The organism is Alteromonas sp. AWM4_230 (genome assembly GCF_056158305.1).
In genome coordinates this window covers 26805-45563 of record NZ_JBSWTB010000001.1, presented here as the reverse complement: position 1 = coordinate 45563, position 18759 = coordinate 26805, and the positions used below count along the sequence as shown (strand labels likewise).

The window sequence follows — 18759 nt, the reverse complement described above, 5'->3', positions numbered from 1 at the left end:
ACAAAAATAATCAAAAGTATAATTGTTACTGGTGGAAATTAGACCATAATTTGTTTGTGTTTTGCACATCCGTTAACTCGGAAGTAACAATTGAGGTGAAATTGTGGTCGCCATCACAGCAAATTATTTGGATAACTTCTTCTCTAGCAAGAGCAACGTTTTCGTTGTGGCGTTTTTGATGATGCTAGGGAGCTGGACTTTATCCTTTACGTCAGTAGTGCATTTGGGCCTTGCTCTTAGCTCCGCTTGTGTAATTTTTCTGCTGTTCGTACTACTAAGAGTAACTAGCGTAAGTCAGGCAGCAGCGACGCCTAACGCTAATCATTCAAAACAGCACAACTCTCATTCTCATGAGGCTTCGCTAGCGTCTGATTCCATCAATATTGCAGTATGCGAAGCTAGCGACATATTATCAGTTACTTCATCAAATATTGGCGACATCTTTTCAACGCAAAGCGATGCGGTGGCTACGTTAAGCGAATCTTTTATTTCTCTTCAATCCCTGCTTAGTCAGCAAGAAATTAGCATAAACAATTTGCTAAAAGACGATGATAACAGTGAGTGCGCTTACGCCGACAAAATGCGCTCGTTTGCCTCTGACACAGACACTACGTTAACGCAATTTATCGAATCAACAACAGAGATGACCGATTCTACAAGAGCGTTAGAAACCCAAGTGCAAACCATACAGCAAGCAATGCCCACCGTAATTGAAGCGTTAAGCGGCATCGATGATATTTCCTCACAAACTAATCTACTAGCGCTGAACGCAGCCATTGAAGCAGCGCGGGCCGGTGAGGCAGGTCGCGGCTTCGCAGTTGTCGCAGATGAGGTGCGTGCGCTTTCTACTCGCTCCACGCAATTTAGCGATGTAATAAAAAACCAGATAGAAAACATTAGATCCCTCATCGATAAACTAACGGAAACTGCTGAAGTTGTTGCGTCTCAAGATATTTCTCATGTTGTTAACGCAAAGGATGCGATTAGCGCACAGCTTAAAGGCATCATTAAAAAAGCAGAAGCAGACATACAAGGTGCAAGCGAACTTGAAGCCATCAGACAACAGCTTGCAGATTCCACAGCAGCTGCCATTCGCGGTCTTCAGTTTGGCGATATAAATGGCCAAAACCTGACGTATACCCGCGAAATTATCGACTTCATTGTTGAGCAACTTTCAGAGCTCAACCCAGAAAGTGCAGCACGTGTGCGTGAAAACCTAGAAAACTATCAACACTCGCTTACTGAAAAAGGGCAGGCAGACCACAATCCGGTCTCTGCGACTTCTATGGATGCGGGTGATGTGGAGCTTTTTTAGCGGTAACAAAACCTATTCAAAGCAAGATAAGAGCAATTTCGACAATTCAAAAGGTGATTGAATTATGAGTAAAAGTATATTGATTGTTGACGACTCTGTGTCTATTCGCCAGATGGTTGAAATGACCCTTAAGTCAGCGAACTACAACGTAACCACCGCGCAAGATGGGCAAGATGCGTTAGACAAATGCCAAGGGGCTCGCTTCGACTTTGTACTGACCGATCAAAACATGCCTCGCATGGATGGATTGACACTTATTAAGTCGTTGAGAGGGTTAGCCAACTTCCGTTCAACGCCAATTGTAATGCTTACCACAGAGGCGGGCGATGATATGAAGGCTAAAGGTAAGGCGGCGGGAGCTACGGGGTGGATGGTGAAGCCCTTTGATCCAAATAAACTGCTAGATGTGATGAAGCGAGTGTTGGGCTAATCGAACGTCGGTTTTAATAGGGCAAGTGGGAGTCAACCATGACCATTGATGTAAACCAATTTCACGGTGTGTTTTTTGATGAGAGTGATGAGCACCTCCAAGACATGGAGCAGTTGCTCATGACCTTAGATGTGGATGCTCCCGATCCCGAAGAATTAAACAGTATTTTTAGAGCGGCTCACTCCATAAAAGGCGGAAGTGGAATTTTCGGCTTCGACGCATTAATGAACCTTACTCACGTAATGGAGAATCTGCTCGATAAAGCGCGCAACCAAGAAATTCAGGTGACAGCTGAAATTGTTGATGTTTTCCTGCAAACCCTCGATGTACTCAAAGACACCATGTCTGCTTATAAAGAGCAGACAGATCTTCCTCAAGCACAGATTGACGCAAGCATAAAAGTACTCGAAGAGACGCTTGCTAACGCTTCAGGTGAAGTCGCACATGCGCCTCATGATCAAACCGAAGATATTGAAGATGCTTCGGACAACGAGATTGAAGGTTTTGGCTTTTTCGATGATGAAGATACTGAGACGCAAGGCGCCACATCTGAAACTTCACAAAATAAAAAAGAAGCAGAGGAAATTGAAGGGTTTGGATTCTTTGAAGATGATGAAGTAACAGCGGAGAAACAGGTTGAAGAGGCACCTCACGCAAGTAAAAACGACGAAGGCTTTGGCTTCTTCGAGCCAGAAAACCTCCCTGTAAAACCAGAGGTTACCCAATCAGCTGCCCCCAAACAACCTATCGTTAAGCCTGTAAAAACCAAGCCCAAAGCAGTGGCAAAAGAAGCGGCATCAATTCGTGTAGACACAACGAAAATTGATGCCATGGTTAATTTGGTTGGTGAACTCGTCATCACCCAATCCATGCTTTCTAACGTAGGCCAGGAAGTTGAAGGGCAGGTGGGCGAACGCTTACAGCTTGCTATCGATGAGCTGCAGCGCAATACCCGTGAAATACAAGAATCGGTGATGTCTATGCGTATGTTACCCGTGAACATGACATTTAATCGCTTTCCTCGTGTTGTACGTGACCTTTCAACAAAGCTAGGCAAAAAAGTCGATTTGGTCATTCAGGGGGGCAACACTGAAATTGATAAAAGCCTTATTGAAAAATTAGTCGACCCGCTCACTCATTTAGTCAGAAACAGTATTGATCACGGTATCGAAAGCCCTGAAAAGCGTTTACAAGCGGGTAAGTCTGAAAACGGAACCGTTATTTTAAGTGCAGAGCAAAAAGGCAGCAGCATCATTATTGGCATTATTGACGATGGGGCTGGCTTAAACAAAGCGCGGATTTTAGAGAAAGCCACGCAAAACGGATTGGCCGTTACGCCTGATATGCCAGACAGTGAAATTTGGCAGCTTATATTCCAAGCAGGTTTTTCTACCGCCGCTGAAGTGACCGATGTATCGGGGCGTGGCGTTGGTATGGACGTAGTGCGCCGAAATATCGAATCTATTGGCGGACGCATTGAAATCGAATCATCGCAAGGCGAGGGCTCAGCCTTTTATATCCATTTACCCCTTACGCTCGCCATTGTCGACGGCATGTGCGTGTCTGTTGGCGACCAAATTTTTGTTATTCCACTGCTTAACGTTATCGAGTCTTTTCAGCCTACAGCTTCCCAAGTAAAAACACTCGGTAATGACAAGGTACTGTGGATAAGAGACCAGTACTGGCCACTGGTATCGCTTACCCAACTAATGCAGGTAGATGACGGCATTATCGAACCGACCAAAGGCATAGTGGTATTGCTAGAAAGCAGCAAGAAACGCTATGGCGTGCTGGTGGACTCTTTAGTGGGTCAGCAGCAAGTCGTTATCAAGAGCTTAGAGCAACATTACAAAAAAGTCGCAGGGATCGCAGGCGCCACCATCATGGGGGATGGCAAGGTAGCCATGATTTTGGATGCCGATTCGGTAGCAGCAAATTGTACCAATATCCCAAATGAAGAGGTTTCACTATGAGCGAAGCAGCATTACAGCAAGCCGTTAGTGCGTCGAAAGAGAATGAATTTTTAAGTTTTGTCTTGGGCGAAGAACACTACGCCTTAGACATCACGACGGTGAAAGAAATTCGCGGCTATGAGCAGGTCACCAAAATAGCCAATGCGCCAAGCTTTATTAAGGGGGTGATAAACCTTCGTGGCGATATTGTACCTATCGTGGATTTGCGGATTAAGTTCAATGTCGGCGAAGCCACCTACAACGACTTTACTATCGTGATCATGCTAAACGTTCACGAGCGTATTGTTGGCATTGTAGTCGACGGCGTCTCTGACGTGATACGTCTTTCGGAAGAAGACATGCTTCCTCCGCCAGAGTTTGGGGTAGCGTTCGATAGTAAATATCTTCATGGGCTGGCGGATGTGGACGAACACATGGTTATTTTAGTGAATATTGAGAGCTTAATTACAAGTAACGAATTGGGCTTAGTTGAAACAAAAACACAAACGGTTGAGGGCTGAGATAATGGGAATCATGACGTGGTTAGAAGACTTCACGAAGGCAACGGACGTAAATCAAGCGTTGAGAAACAAACAGGCGCTTGATGCCACAACGTGTTGCATCATGATGGCCGATGCAGATAGAAATATTATTTATGCCAATCAGTCGGTAAAAACACTGCTTAAAGAAAATGAAAAGAAACTACAGGCTGTCCTTCCCAGTTTTTCTGCTGACAACTTAGAAGGTCAGAATATCGATCAGTTTCACCGCAATCCATCACATCAGCGTAATATTCTTGCAGAACTCAAGTCGACAATGACTTCTACAATAAGCATAGGCGACTTAAACTTCAAACTTACGCTCACCCCTTTCTTCGACCAAGATAATAAAAATATAGGCACTATGGTTGAATGGGTTGATCAATCTGAGTTGCTTATAAAAAGTACCATGCTTGATGCGCTTAACAATGCGCAGGCGGTTATCGAATTTAACGCAGATGGCGTTGTTCAAAACGCGAACGATAATTTTCTTAATACCCTCGGCTATAGCCTCAACGAGATCGTAGGTAACCATCATAAGATGTTTTGTGACTCTCAGTATATTCGTACTGAAGAGTACGCGCAGTTCTGGCGCGATCTCAAAGCAGGCAAGCTACAAAATGGTGAGTTTTGCCGCTTTGATAAAATGGGAAAAGAGGTTTGGATCCAAGCCACGTATAACCCGGTCTTTGACGGTGACGGTAAGGTGATTCGGGTCGTTAAATTCGCTACCGACATCACGGCTACTAAATTGCGAAACGCGTACTTCGAAGGGCAAATTGAAGCAATAAACAAAGCGCAGGCGGTTATTGAATTTGACCTTGAGGGAAAAATTCTTGACGCCAACGAAAACTTTACCAACACGGTTGGCTACAGCTTAGATGAAATTGTTGGCAAACATCACAGCATGTTTGTTGAAGATGAATACAAGCGCAGTGTTGAATATAGCCAGTTTTGGGAGCAGTTACGCCAAGGCGTGCTGTTCACCGATGAGTTTAAGCGCGTTGGTAAAGGCGGTAAAGAGGTGTGGATCCAGGCATCTTATAACCCCATTTTGGATCAAAATGGTAGGCCGCATCGCGTAGTAAAATACGCCATTGATATCACAGGTAGAAAGCAAGCAATAAGTGATATCAAAATGGCCATGAATGAACTGGTTCAGGGAAATTTAGATTGCCGCATTGAGCATGAGTTCGATGGCGAGTTTCAAGAGCTAGGCACATCAATAAACCGCTTCATTGACGATATGCGCCGTATTATCGGGTCAATTAGTGACGTTATGACCCGCTTATCGGGTGGCGACTTGACGGCAGAGCTTGACGAGCAGTTCCAGGGCGAGTTTCAAGTATTAGGTGATGCCATAAACCAGTTTGTCGGTGAAATGTCTGGCACTATCGGTTCCATTTACCAAGCAGTAGAAACCATCAATACTGCATCGTCTGAAATAGCCACAGGAAACTCTGATCTTTCAAGTCGCACTGAACAGCAGGCATCTAGCCTTGAGGAAACCGCTTCGAGTATGGAAGAGCTTACCGGCACGGTAAAACTCAACGCTGAAAACGCGGAACAAGCTAATAGCTTAGCTTCGCAGAGCTGCGATATTGCGACAAAAGGCGGTGAGTTAATTCGTCAGGTGGTTGATACCATGTCGTCAATTAACGAGTCAGCCCAAGAGATTTCAGACATCATCGGTGTTATCGACGGCATTGCATTCCAAACCAATATACTTGCATTAAATGCTGCTGTTGAGGCGGCACGAGCAGGTGAGCAAGGTCGAGGCTTTGCAGTAGTGGCATCAGAAGTAAGAAGCTTAGCCCAGCGCTCTGCTGAAGCGGCAAAAGAGATAAAAGAGCTTATATCAGACTCGGTAAGCAAAATTGACGGGGGCAATAAACTTGTCAATCAGTCTGGCGATACCATGGAAGAAGTAGTCACGTCTATCAAACGGGTTAACGATATCATGTCAGAAATTGCTGCAGCGAGCTCTGAACAAGCTTCAGGCATTGAAGAAGTCAGTAAAGCGGTAGTGCAAATGGACGAAATGACGCAGCAAAATGCGGCACTGGTAGAAGAAGCCGCGGCGGCTGCCGAAAGTTTACAACAACAATCCGGTAATCTATCTGAGCGTGTGTCGGCGTTTAATATAGGTGATAAAGCTGCTGTTGCAGAAGCGAGCCCACAAAAAGCGCCTCAGGTAGTGTCAGAGAAAAAAGTGGCTTCCGTAGCCACGCTAAGAACGAATAAAAAGTTAGCTCCTAAAGTACCGAACAATGATGAGTGGGAGTCTTTTTAGTTAACTAAAGGCGAATTCTTTAAAAGGGAATTCGCCTTTTTATTGTTTGCAGTTTTACTCAGCGCTTCAGACACGTAGCGCTACAAAAAATAGGTGATGCTATGGGTGTTTTTAATATATTTCACAATGAAGAGTTGATGGCTGCTCAAAGTCTTTCTCGTTTTCAAGAACAGGCGTTGAGTGAGAGTTCGGCGTGTTTAATGTTGGTGGATGCGTCGGGAACGATAACCTTTGCCAACAAAGCATTTAAACAACTTACAGCAGAGTTTCGCGCACAATTCTCGCGCTCTCTTCCCAACATTGACTTTGAAAACTTAACAGGCTCCTCGGTTGCAGGCTTCTTCGCAAATAGTAGTGAACTAAATCAGCGGTACGACACCTGTAACAGTAGCGACACCTTTTTACTACCTATAGACGACCTGTTATTTACATTGAATCTCACCACGATTAAAAGTGTCGAAGGTGAGAAGCTTGGAACTATGGTGGAGTGGATAAACGACCAAGAACTGCAGCATAAAACCGGCCTATTGGAAGGCCTCGACCGTTGCCAAGCCATAATCTCTTTTACCCCAGATGGCATTGTTGAAGATGCTAACGATAACTTTCTCAAAGTAACAGGTTATTCGAAAGAAGATATTGTCGGTAAGCATCACCGTTTGTTTGTATTGCCTGACTATGGTGTATCTGAAGAATATAACCGATTTTGGGAAAACCTGAGAAACGGAAAACGCAGCAGTGGTGAGTATTGTCGCGTAGCGAAAAACGGTGACAAAATTTGGATCCAGGCTTCGTATAATCCTATCTACGATAAGTTGGGCAATATTGTTCGCGTTGTTAAATTCGCTACCGATGTGACGGCACAAAAACGCAAAAATGCCGACTACGAAGGCCAGATTAACGCTATCGACAAGTCCCTTGCTGTTATTGAGTTCGACCTTGAAGGCGTTATCCAATACGCCAACGAAAACTTCTGCGCTACAACAGGCTATGATTTAAGTGAAATCCAAGGTCAACATCACAGTATGTTTGTTGAGCCTAACTATAAAATGAGCCCTGAATATTCAGCATTTTGGCGCGACTTGAAAAAAGGTGAGTTTAAGTCAGGAGAGTTTAAGCGGGTAAAAAAAGACGGTAGCGAGCTTTGGATACAGGCGTCTTACAACCCAATTTTTGATGAGTTCGGTCAGCCTCAGAAGGTGGTGAAATACGCTTCCGATGTTACTGAACAAAAGCTGCAAAATGCATTTAACACCGGGCAGATAGACGCGATAAGTAAATCTCAAGCAGTTATTGAGTTTGACTCTAATGGTAATATCGTGACCGCAAACGATAATTTCTTAGCCACGGTTGGGTATGCTCTAGACGAGATTCAGGGCAAACATCACCGCATATTTGTCACCAAACAAGAACGTGAATCTGAAGAGTATCGCACTTTTTGGAAGAAATTGGCTGAAGGCCAGTTTTATTCAGGTGAGTTTCACCGTGTTGCCAAAGATGGTTCTGATGTATGGATTCAGGCAACCTACAACCCCATTTTAGATATGAGTGGTAATGTAGTAAAAGTGGTGAAATACGCGAGCAACATTACCGAACAAAAAGTAAAAAACGCCTATTTTGAAGGGCAGTTAGCGGCCATAGGAAAGTCTCAAGCGGTTATTGAATTTAACATGGACGGCATTATCCAAGATGCCAATGAAAACTTTCTAAATACGGTGGGCTATACCCTAGAAGAAATTAAAGGCAAGCACCACAGTATGTTTGTCGACCCAGCATACCGAGCGAGCCCAGAGTATGCAGCATTTTGGGATGCATTGCGCAGTGGCAACTACTCTTCTGGTGAGTACCGCAGAGTTGGCAAAAACGGCAAAGAGATCGTTATGCAAGCTACCTATAACCCCATTTTAGATCATAACGGTAAACCCTTCCGTGTTGTGAAATTCGCTACCGACATTACAGGCCGAACTCAGGCTGTAGATGAAATTAAGCACGTAATGACCAAGCTTACAGAAGGCGATCTAACCGTTAATATCGACCACGCATTAGACGGCGACTTTGCTGTCTTAGGCGAAGCAATAAATCAATTTATCAATGAAATGCGCGGCACCATCACCAATATTAATGAAGCGGTTGAAACCATCAATGTTGCTTCAGGTGAGATTGCGACTGGAAATGCCGACTTGTCGAGCCGCACAGAGCAACAAGCGTCAAGCCTTGAAGAAACAGCGTCGAGCATGGAAGAGCTAACCGGAACCGTAAAGCTTAACGCCGAGAATGCTGAGCAAGCCAACGGCCTTGCAGCGCAGGCAAGTCAAATTGCCTCTCAGGGGGGAGAGGTCATCAGCGAAGTTGTTGATACCATGACGCAGATTAATGACTCTGCACAAGAAATCTCAGACATCATCGGCGTTATCGACGGCATTGCGTTCCAAACTAACATACTGGCGTTGAACGCCGCAGTAGAGGCTGCACGAGCAGGCGAGCAAGGTCGTGGTTTCGCCGTTGTTGCTTCTGAAGTGCGTAACTTAGCGCAGCGTTCTGCAGAAGCCGCGAAAGACATTAAAGAGCTTATATCTGACTCGGTTGGTAAAATTGCCAGCGGTAACCAGCTGGTCGTGAAATCGGGTGAGACTATGGCTGAAGTAGTAACCTCTATCAAACGAGTGAATGACATTATGTCAGAGATTGCTGCGGCATCGGCTGAGCAAGCTGCTGGCATTGAAGAGGTAAGCAAAGCCGTAATTCAAATGGATGAAATGACGCAGCAAAACGCCGCGTTGGTGGAAGAGGCCGCAGCCGCTGCAGACAGCCTTAAACAGCAATCTTTCCAGTTGAACGAACGGGTTTCTGTTTTCGAAGTAGGCAAAGGGTTTACTAATGAACAACGGCCTGTAGCGGCACTAACGCATGGTAACTTCCAACAGCCGCAACGTTTAGCTGCACAAAGAATGGAGCATGCACCCCAGGCTAAAGTGCTAACACCGGCTATGCCTAACGAAGCAGAGTGGGAGTCATTCTAATGACAGCGGCTGTTTCAAAACAAGACAGCACCAGGGAGTTCGCCTTTGAAAAGGCGGACTTCAAAAACGTGCAACAGATGTTGTTTAAAAAGGCAGGAATAAACCTATCTGATGCCAAAGAAGCAATGGTCTACAGCAGGCTAGCACGTCGGATAAGGGCAAGAAATCTACGCAGTTTTAATGAATACCTTGCTTTAGTGAACACATCGGAATCGGAGTTAGAGCAGTTTATCAATGCGCTTACCACAAATCTAACGTCTTTCTTTCGCGAGCCGCATCATTTTACTGCGCTGGCTGATTACCTTAGCCAGCACAACGTTACTAAAATTTGGTGTGCAGCCAGCTCTACTGGTGAAGAGCCATATTCAATCGCGATGGTAGTGGCTGAAGCGTTCGGAAGTTTTAAAACTCCGGTCAAGATCATTGCCTCAGACATAGACAGCAAAGTGTTAGCCAAGGCCAAAGCCGGTGTTTATCCCTTAGCCTCGATAGCGAAAATACCTCAATACCGGCAAAAGCAGTTCTTTCACAAGGGCAAAGGTGCTAACGAGGGAAAGGTGAAAGTGGTCGATGAGCTTCGCAATATGGTGCAGTTCAAAAAGCTGAATCTTACCGATGCAAAATGGGATGTTAAGGGGCCGCTTGACGTTATATTTTGCCGCAATGTGATGATTTATTTTGATAAACCAACGCAGCTAAAAGTACTACAAAAAATGGTGGGTATGTTAAAGCCATCTGGACTTTATATGGCTGGGCATTCTGAAAACTTTAATATGTATACTAACCTTGTGAGACCGGTGGGGAAAACCATTTATCGCCCCGTCGATTAGGAGATATCGTGGCGACCCCCAATTTTGAACTGCCCATAAGTTACTACGACAAGCGTTTTTCTAAAGAAGCGGTAAAGCTTTTACCCGGTCAGTATTTTGTTACCACTAAAGACAAAATGCTGGTCACGGTGCTTGGCTCTTGCGTTGCAGCTTGCTTGTTCGACCCCTATACGGGGTTTGGTGGTATGAACCATTTTATGTTGCCTACCGTGAATAAATCGGCAGGTGAATTTGAGCAAGTTCAAGGAATGGCAGCAAAATACGGCGTTCACGCTATGGAAATTTTAATTAATGAACTCGTTAAAGTAGGCGCACAAAAGAACCGGCTTAAAGCAAAAGTCTTCGGCGGCGGTAAGGTCGTTCCTTCTTTTGTTCAAAACGACGTGGGTAAGTTTAATGCCGAATTTGTAACTCAGTTTTTAGAAACCGAAGGCATACCTATTTTAGCCAGTGACTTGTGCGATGTTTATGCGCGAAAAGTCTATTTCTTTCCAAGTAGTGGCCACGTGATGATGAAGCGCATACACGAGTTAAACAACGCAACAATCATCGAGCGAGAAAGTCAGCACCGCTGGGAATTATCAAAACAAACGCCAAGTGGCAGCGTAGATTTATTTGAGGACTAGTCATGACAATAAAAGTGTTAGTGGTAGATGATTCAGCGCTTATCCGCCAAATACTCAGCGAAATAATTAAAAGTGAACCCGACATGACGCTGGTAGGCGCAGCGCCAGATGCGTTTGTGGCGAAAAAGCTGGTGCTAGAAAAGTCTCCCGATGTCATAACATTGGATATCGAAATGCCAAAAGTAGATGGTTTGCGCTTTCTTGAAGTGCTTATGAATGCCAGACCAACCCCTGTGGTTATGATATCAACGCTAACAGAGAAAGGGGCTGACGCCACATTACGGTCGCTGGAATTAGGTGCGATTGATTTTGTTGCTAAACCAAAAATTGGCGTGGCACAAGGTATGGCAGAATATCACGAGTTAATTGTCGATAAAATTCGAACTGCCGCACGTTCAAAAGTAAAGAAATCCTCGCCTACTAAGACGGCCTCTGTAAACAAAGTCAGTTACTCCGGTACAGAAAAGCTTATTGCCATAGGCGCCTCGACAGGCGGTACCGAAGCTATAAAAGAAGTGCTGCGAACCTTCCCTGCAAACGCTCCTGCAACGGTGATAACCCAGCACATGCCGGCTGGATTTACTTCTACCTATGCAAGGCGGTTAGACTCTGTGTGTCAAATGCAGGTCAAAGAGGCTAAAGGCGGGGAGCGCCTACTCCCTGGGCAAGCGTATTTAGCGCCGGGCGATAAGCACATGGAAATTGAAAGAAGCGGAGCAGATTACCGCATAAGGCTTACCGACGGGCCGAGAGTATCGGGTCACAAACCCTCTGTTGATGTGTTGTTTAATTCGCTGTGTAAAAGTGCGGGTAATAACACGATAGGCGTATTGCTTACGGGAATGGGTAGTGATGGTGCTATCGGTCTTAAAGAATTATTTAACGCCGGTTGCGAGACATTCTGTCAGGATGAGGCAAGCTGCATTGTATTTGGCATGCCTAAGGTCGCTATTGAAAAGGGGGCTGCTAAGCAAGTATTAAGCTTAGATGATATGGGCAAAGCGGTAATGCAAACTGTAGAAAAGCTTTCGGCAGGTAGTCGCTTATAAGAATAGTGAGTAAATACTTACAGAATGCAAATTTTGTCCTAAAAACTGTAAAGCGATTGTTATAACTTTTCTTGTTACAGAAAAGTTTAGGTGTTTTAATAGCATAGCTTAATGAGTAGGTAATGCTGCTTCAGAATGCTGTTACTGAAGCCGATACTATGGATAGGCTTACTTGGAAGTGCGTAAAAATATAAAAATCGCTACGTAAGTGGAATGGTAAGGTAAAGCGTTGTTGTCATAATAATATAAAAGACAACGGTTTATGTGTGATAGCGGCGGCAAAGTAGGCAAAGTTTTATTACTACGTATATTTTGCTGTACCTAATAACAAAAAAAGGCCTGCTATATTCCTTACAGATTTGAGAGCAAGTATATGCTCATTCTTACGGTAAAACACTAACCCGGGATTATAACGAGTAGTTGGGGACTCTTATGAAACAGCAAACGCTAATTGCGCTATCAGCCTTAATGTTTTCTTCTTCAGTTTTAGCTAACGGCGGCTTTGAGCCGAATAAGAAAGCATGTGTAAACGTCGGAAAAGAAATCACTCGCGTAAGCACTGAAATGGACGTAGCAAAGTCTGGTATTCAAAAATCATGGCTTAAGCGCCAATTGAGTGCATTAGAAACTAAACGCAACTCATGTAGCACAAAAGGCTTTAAAGCTAACCGTCCAGAGTTAGCAAAGCTTTAATCGCGAAGCGTGTTTAGAAACAAAAAAGTCTTACCTTGGTAAGACTTTTTTTGTTTGTACAGTAAATAAAGTTAGTCAGTCACTATACGTATTAAATCATTCAGCGAACTAATACTGTGATCAGGTGCAAGCCCTAACGGGTACATCATTTTGCCCGGGCGCTCTACAAATGTAGTTTGCATACCTGTCGCCTTAGCGCCGCTTACATCCCAGCCATGGGCCGCTACCATCATGGCGTCTTCGTTCGTCACATTAGCCTGTTGGCAGGCCCAGTGATAAACCGCTGCATGAGGCTTGTAAGTTCGTACGCTTTCCACACTCAATACATGAGAAAAATACGGCTTAATATTGGCATATTCCAGCTGCGCATCCAGCCCTGCTTTTGATGAATTTGAAAGTGCTACTAAGGAGAACCCCGCACTTTGAAGTGCCTTCAACGTCGGGATAACGTCACTATGAGCGGGTAGCTTGGTTATATGCTGTTTAATGGTGTCTTTCGCGGTAGTTTCATCAAGGGCTATCCCTTTACTGTGGGCTACCATGGTAAGCACTGCCGCGCCGATATCAATAAAGTCATGAAACTGCCCCGACGTTACATCCACCAAACTATGGTGAAGCAAGTTAGCAAACCATAAGTCGACCAGTGTTTCATCGCCGTTTAATACAGATGCTAATCCCGTTTTAATAGCCTGCATGTCTAAGAGTGTTTCATTGATATCGAAGAAAATAACTCTTGTTGTCACACTTCACCTTCCTATTAATAATGACATTAAACGTTGCGTGTTATCCCAACTCGCTTGATGCTTATACCACTGTAAGACAGAATTGGTTTTGCTAAAGCGCTATACGACCAATGTCGATGGATTAACGTTGAAGGAGAGCGAGGGGAGGTAAGTAAAAGAATAGATCGAACTGAGAAGACACTGAATAGAGGTGAACCTATGGGGAAGCGATGATAACAAAAAGCCGACACAGAGGCCGGCTTAATCTTGTAGATTTAATACTATGTTCTTAGAAGAACAAGTAGGAAACGCTTAGCTTCATGCTCCGAGGCATAATGTAGCGACCGTTAGGTGACTCGGGATTACGTGGATCGCCCTCGGTAATACCTTGCTCATCAGTAAGGTTATCAACGGAAAATTGTAGACGAAGTGAATCCGTCGGCTCTAATGTTAGACCTACATCAACTTTCTCATATCCCTCAAGTACAACGGTGTTTTCATTGTTGCCGAAGCGGTCATCAACGGCTGATAATGTGCCGTATACGGTGGCATACATATCACCAATATCGAACGCATAGCTAGGGGTAACACGAACCTGCCACCCTGGCTGACGCTGCGCTTCATTACCTTCGTTTTCTGCGCTTTCTGTAATCTCAGTTTCTTGGATAGTCGCATTAACGCTTAATGAGAAACCAGAATCGTGATTATAACGACCATCAAGTTCTAGACCGTAGGCTTCGTTGGTCAAGATCTCTGCTGGCGCGCCAGGACGGCGGACAAACGTGTCACCTTCGACTTCATTGGCAAAAGCTGTAGCGAAAAACTGAATACTGTCATTCATGTACTTATAGCCAAGCTCGCCCTGCGTAACTTGTTTAATAAGATCATTACCGCCAGTATATGCGCCCCAGTTGTCTCTGAAATCGTCGAAGTAAGGCATTTTATAACCGCGGTTCATGCGAACAAATACACCACTGGTATCGTCGAGCGCGTAATTAGCACCAAGTGTCCACGATGTTTTACTCTCATCGTATTCAAGCGCTTTGGTAATTTCACCATCAAGGTCTTCGTCAACTGAGTAACTAACTTCGTGGTTTTCACGACGTAATCCTAGATCAATGCTCAAGTCTGAACTGGCATACCATGTACCTGTGGCATATAGAGCAAAGGTACTTGCGTCGCCAACAGAGTTAATATCGTAGTTAAAATCACAACCCTGAGCATCTGTATTACATTCGATACCTTCAAGCAATTCCCCCCCCGACTGCAACACGTGATAAGCCGTATTACCTATGCTCCACCAGTCTTTAGCTTTTGTAGATGCACTGTAAATACCAAATGACGTGTCGAAATCTTCCCAGCTTTTTGACACAGCAAGGTCGTTAGTGAAGGCTTCAATGTCTTTTAGTACAACCCAGCGGCCAATTTGTTGAATTGGAGTGTCGCCGTCATATACGGTTCCAGTTACAGCGCCGGTGGCAGACTCGCCGTTATCTGCAACGTTTGCAACAGTCGTCGCAGAGCCACTGGGCACAAGACCAAACGTATTGGCTTCACCTTTTGTAAGGTTAAAGCGGTCAACTAGCTGCCAATCGTTACCCAAATCTAGCTTAATACTACCGCCACTTACGTGACCGTCCCATCCACGACCTTCACCGAAGTCGAATGACTCGGTAGTATCGTTAGGACCATAGGTAATAGTACCCTGACGGTTCAACGGTCCTATCTGCGTATAGTTCGCATCAACGCCTTCAATATTCAAAGGTGTAGGTAAGTACCACGTACCGCGGTCATCTGTCTGGCGGGTGTAAAGATTAAGCTCGCCTTTGTCGAATACTTTAGTGATGTTAACGGTAAACTGGTTACCTTGTTCAGAGTTAAAGCCGGCATCACGAATGCCTTCTGAACTTTTGATGTAACCACCTACCATGTAATACAGGTCGTCATCTAGTGCGCCGCTCGCAACAACATCTACTCGGTTTAGGCCGTAATCAGAAATAGTGTACTTGGCTGATGCTTCTGTTGACTCACCACCGCGCTTAAGACGGAAGTTAGTTGTAAGGCCTGGTTGACCGTTGCTTACGACTGGGTTTGGACCACCGCGTAAACCTTCAACCATTTCAATTGTATCGTCGATGCGAAACAGCTGAGAGTTCTCAAGGAAAGATAGCGTAGGTGCAGGGTAGATAGGAGAGTTCTCAAGCGCAATCGTTAAGAACGGCGCATCGCCACCACCTGGAAAACCACGCACAAATACGTTCGCGCCAGACTCACCGCCTGAGCTTTCAACCCAAACACCTGGAATGGCCTTAAACAAATCGGCTGTAGACTTAGGTGCCAATTTTTCAATGTCGCTAGCGTCGATGTTGGTTACCGCGAAGCTTGCGTCAATCTTTCTAATTCCTGCGCCGCCTGGCGTACCGCTGACAACAATGATCTCTGCGTTGTCTTTCGCTTGTTGTTTTACGTCTTCTTGTGCCATGGCAGGCTGCGTTAGTGCTACCGCTACTGCACTCGCCAGCATTCCTTTTGTAAACAACGTTTTCATGGTGTGTGCTCCCGAAAATGTTCTATTGCGTTGTTAACTGAATGCGTTAAACAGGTTTAAAATTTGTTATACGCATCACGATTGCGAAACAAAATAGATCTGTTTGCAAACGATTGCAAGGATAAAATGCAATCGTTTGCAAATTTTTTGTTTATTGTTGTTAACATGGTTTTACGCCAAGACAATTCGCGCTATATTGTGAATTCGGCTGTTGAGTCGACGAATTATCCGGTCTAAATAGCGGTTTTATGCTTTTATTTTGTAGTGTTATTACGGGTAACCCGGTATACCTAATTTTTAGAGAATGGTCACATTGGTTTCTGAAACAAAACTCACCTTAGCGAAGCTGGCTGATATTGCTGGTGTATCAACATCGACAGCATCACGGGCATTGAAAGACAACCCACTTATTAAACAGGAAACCCGAAGCAGAATTCAGGCACTAGCTAAAGAGCACAATTTTAGTATTAACGCCGCCGCTAGCCGCTTAAGAACGCAGAAAACTCACGTCATAGCGGTGATTTTAAATCTAATCGACAACACCGAACAAAGCACCACAGACCCATTCCTGCTTAAGCTGGTGGGAGAGCTAAATCAGGCGCTAAATGCCAAAGGCTACGAGCTACTGCTGTCTAACTCATTTATGGCATCTGACGATTGGGCGAACTACTTTATTCGCAGCCAGCGTGCCGACGGCATTATTGTCATTGGACAAGGCAAATCTACGGCAAAAATCGACCGAGCAGCACAGTCGGGCATTCCCATTGTAGTATGGGGCGATGCAAAAACAGACGCGCCATATCCCATTATCGGCGGCGACAACTATCTGGGTGGCTATACAGCAACCCAGCATTTGCTGAGCCACGGCGCCAAACGCATCTTGTTTCTTGGAGACTCTGAACACGCGGAAATGCAGGAACGTCACAAGGGATATTCGCAAGCCCACCGCGATGCGAATGTGCCAATAGACACGCAGTGCACCTGCGCCATCGATATTACGTCGAAAGCAGCATACCAATACATTAACGAGCGCATAAAGGCGAACGGATTAGATTTCGATGGGATCGTTTGTGTAAGTGATATGGTGGCATTAGGCGCGTTAAAAGCATTAAAAGAGCGCTATGTAGGTATTCCAAGCGATGTAGGCATTGTGGGTTACGACGATATTTCTTTAGCCGAACTTATGCACCCGTCGCTAACAACAGTGCGTCAGAATACTCAGCAAGCCGCAATAGAGATGGTTACGCAGCTATTAAACCAGTTTGAAAACAAACCGACAAAAAGCCAGGTAGTGGAAACAACTTTAATTGCTCGTCGCTCTACACAGCACAGCGACTAATATTTCATCTTTTAATCAGCCTTTTAACGCATAAGCGCGATTATTTGACGATAGCAAAGTGTCAATATTTAGCACTAACGAAAAAATAATAGCGCTTTGCAAACGTTTGCATTTTTATTTTCTTACGACTACACTCCTGCATAATTCAGTTAACAGAGTGTTTACACATGTCCCGATTCTTGGTCATTGCAGCCATTGCCATTAGCTACTATGTATTTGCCATACTACTTAACAGTGTGGGTACCGTTATTCTGCAATCGATCAATAGCTTCGACATTAGTAAGCCAGAAGCAAGCACACTAGAAGGCTTTAAAGATCTTTCTATTGCTGTTGTCTCATTCCTAGTCGCCAGCTTCATTCCAAGAGTTGGCTACAAGCTTTCAATGTTACTTGGGTTAGCATTAGTGGCCGTTGCCTGTGCGCTGACGCCTTCTATCGCAAGTTTCTGGTTCATTAAAGTGTTGTTTGCCTGCATAGGTACTGCATTTGCGCTAGTGAAAGTGTCGGTGTACGCCATAATTGGGCAGCTGTCGTCTACCACTAAAGCGCACTCATCATTAATGAACACCATTGAAGGTATTTTTATGTTGGGCGTATTGTCTGGCTACTGGGTGTTCGCTGGTTTTATCGACCCCAATAACGACGCTTCTTTATCTTGGCTGAACGTTTACTACTTACTAGCTGCGCTGGTTGGTTTTACGTTAATTGTTGTGGCATTGGCGCCTATAAAGCCTGTGGAAAAAGCGCAATCAGAAGGCCTTGCAAGCGAGTTCTTCAGCATGCTGAAATTGGCGTATAAGCCTTTAGTGCTGGTGTTTATCTTTTCTATTTTCTTATACGTGTTAATTGAGCAGGGCATAGGTTCGTGGCTGCCAACTTTTAACAAAGAGGTGCTGGGCTTACCTACTCAAGTCAGCATTCAAATAACCAGTATCTTTGCGATAGCGCTGGCCGTTGGACGCTTAACTGCGGGCGCAGTACTTACGCGAATGAATTGGTATCCCTTCTTAAATATCTGTTTGGCGGGTATGGCTGCGGTAATGCTACTAAGCTTACCGCTTGCCGAAAACGTGGCTGACAGCACAATAGCTAGCTGGGCTGACGCACCAATAGCTGCGTTCCTTATTCCATTAATTGGATTGATGATGGCGCCTATTTACCCCGTATTAAACTCGGTAATGCTAAGCGCGCTACCTCAACATCAACATGCACCTATGACAGGGCTAATTGTTGTATTTTCGGCTCTTGGGGGAACCACAGGTTCTATCGTGACTGGATTTATTTTCGACGAAGTAGGGGGCCAACAAGCATTTTATCTATCGCTTATTCCAATAGGTGCATTAGTGGTAACCCTATTCTTCTTTAAACGAGCGTCTTCTTCTCTATCGCCTAAAGGTGCGCAGTAA

Annotated in this window: 14 protein-coding genes; 12 read left to right on the top strand and 2 right to left on the bottom strand. The window is 44.8% G+C overall.

Annotated elements, in window-relative coordinates; genetic code table 11:
* Nucleotides 1–103: 103 nt before the first annotated feature.
* From ACXACS_RS00180 to ACXACS_RS00135, 10 genes are all read left to right on the top strand, one after another.
* A complete protein-coding gene (locus ACXACS_RS00180) occupies nt 104–1315 on the top strand; it encodes a methyl-accepting chemotaxis protein (RefSeq protein ID WP_474802658.1) in 1212 nt (403 codons plus the stop codon).
* A gap of 64 nt (nt 1316–1379) precedes the next feature.
* Entirely contained in the window at nt 1380–1745 is a 366-nt protein-coding gene (locus ACXACS_RS00175) for a response regulator (RefSeq protein ID WP_039217225.1), read from the top strand.
* Between the two features lie 38 nt (nt 1746–1783).
* Complete coding sequence (locus tag ACXACS_RS00170; protein WP_474802655.1) at nt 1784–3718, top strand: chemotaxis protein CheA; 1935 nt, start codon at nt 1784–1786, stop codon at nt 3716–3718.
* Complete coding sequence (locus tag ACXACS_RS00165) at nt 3715–4218, top strand: chemotaxis protein CheW (RefSeq protein ID WP_179982088.1); 504 nt, start codon at nt 3715–3717, stop codon at nt 4216–4218. The genes ACXACS_RS00170 and ACXACS_RS00165 overlap by 4 nt, the downstream gene beginning before the upstream one ends.
* A gap of 4 nt (nt 4219–4222) precedes the next feature.
* A complete protein-coding gene (locus ACXACS_RS00160; RefSeq protein WP_474802653.1) occupies nt 4223–6529 on the top strand; it encodes a methyl-accepting chemotaxis protein in 2307 nt (768 codons plus the stop codon).
* 101 nt (nt 6530–6630) lie between these two features.
* The gene (locus ACXACS_RS00155) at nt 6631–9546 is read left to right on the top strand and encodes a methyl-accepting chemotaxis protein (protein WP_474802650.1); all 2916 of its coding nucleotides are present in this window, start codon (nt 6631–6633) and stop codon (nt 9544–9546) included.
* Complete coding sequence (locus ACXACS_RS00150; RefSeq protein ID WP_474802648.1) at nt 9546–10376, top strand: CheR family methyltransferase; 831 nt, start codon at nt 9546–9548, stop codon at nt 10374–10376. The genes ACXACS_RS00155 and ACXACS_RS00150 overlap by 1 nt, the downstream gene beginning before the upstream one ends.
* Nucleotides 10377–10384: 8 nt before the next feature.
* Nucleotides 10385–11002: a chemoreceptor glutamine deamidase CheD gene (gene cheD, locus ACXACS_RS00145; protein WP_474802646.1), complete on the top strand. Its 618-nt coding sequence runs from the start codon at nt 10385–10387 to the stop codon at nt 11000–11002.
* A 2-nt stretch (nt 11003–11004) separates the two neighbouring features.
* On the top strand, nt 11005–12051 hold the full coding sequence (locus ACXACS_RS00140; protein ID WP_474802644.1) for a protein-glutamate methylesterase/protein-glutamine glutaminase: 1047 nt from the start codon (nt 11005–11007) through the stop codon (nt 12049–12051).
* 432 nt (nt 12052–12483) lie between these two features.
* Nucleotides 12484–12744 (top strand): hypothetical protein, encoded by a 261-nt coding sequence (locus ACXACS_RS00135; protein ID WP_474802642.1) that lies wholly within the window; start codon nt 12484–12486, stop codon nt 12742–12744.
* A 71-nt stretch (nt 12745–12815) separates the two neighbouring features.
* On the opposite strand, the gene ACXACS_RS00130 is transcribed toward ACXACS_RS00135, so the two are convergent.
* Both ACXACS_RS00130 and ACXACS_RS00125 read right to left on the bottom strand, forming a co-directional pair.
* Complete coding sequence (locus ACXACS_RS00130; RefSeq protein ID WP_474802640.1) at nt 12816–13487, bottom strand: haloacid dehalogenase type II; 672 nt, start codon at nt 13485–13487, stop codon at nt 12816–12818.
* 268 nt (nt 13488–13755) lie between these two features.
* Entirely contained in the window at nt 13756–16014 is a 2259-nt protein-coding gene (locus tag ACXACS_RS00125; protein ID WP_474802638.1) for a TonB-dependent receptor, read from the bottom strand.
* Nucleotides 16015–16318: 304 nt separating this feature from the next.
* Here ACXACS_RS00125 and ACXACS_RS00120 point away from each other — a divergent pair, with 304 nt between their 5' ends.
* Together ACXACS_RS00120 and ACXACS_RS00115 are read left to right on the top strand one after the other, a co-directional pair.
* Nucleotides 16319–17353: a LacI family DNA-binding transcriptional regulator gene (locus tag ACXACS_RS00120; RefSeq protein ID WP_474802636.1), complete on the top strand. Its 1035-nt coding sequence runs from the start codon at nt 16319–16321 to the stop codon at nt 17351–17353.
* 167 nt (nt 17354–17520) lie between these two features.
* Nucleotides 17521–18759, top strand: a complete 1239-nt coding sequence (locus tag ACXACS_RS00115) for an MFS transporter (protein WP_474802634.1) — start codon at nt 17521–17523, stop codon at nt 18757–18759.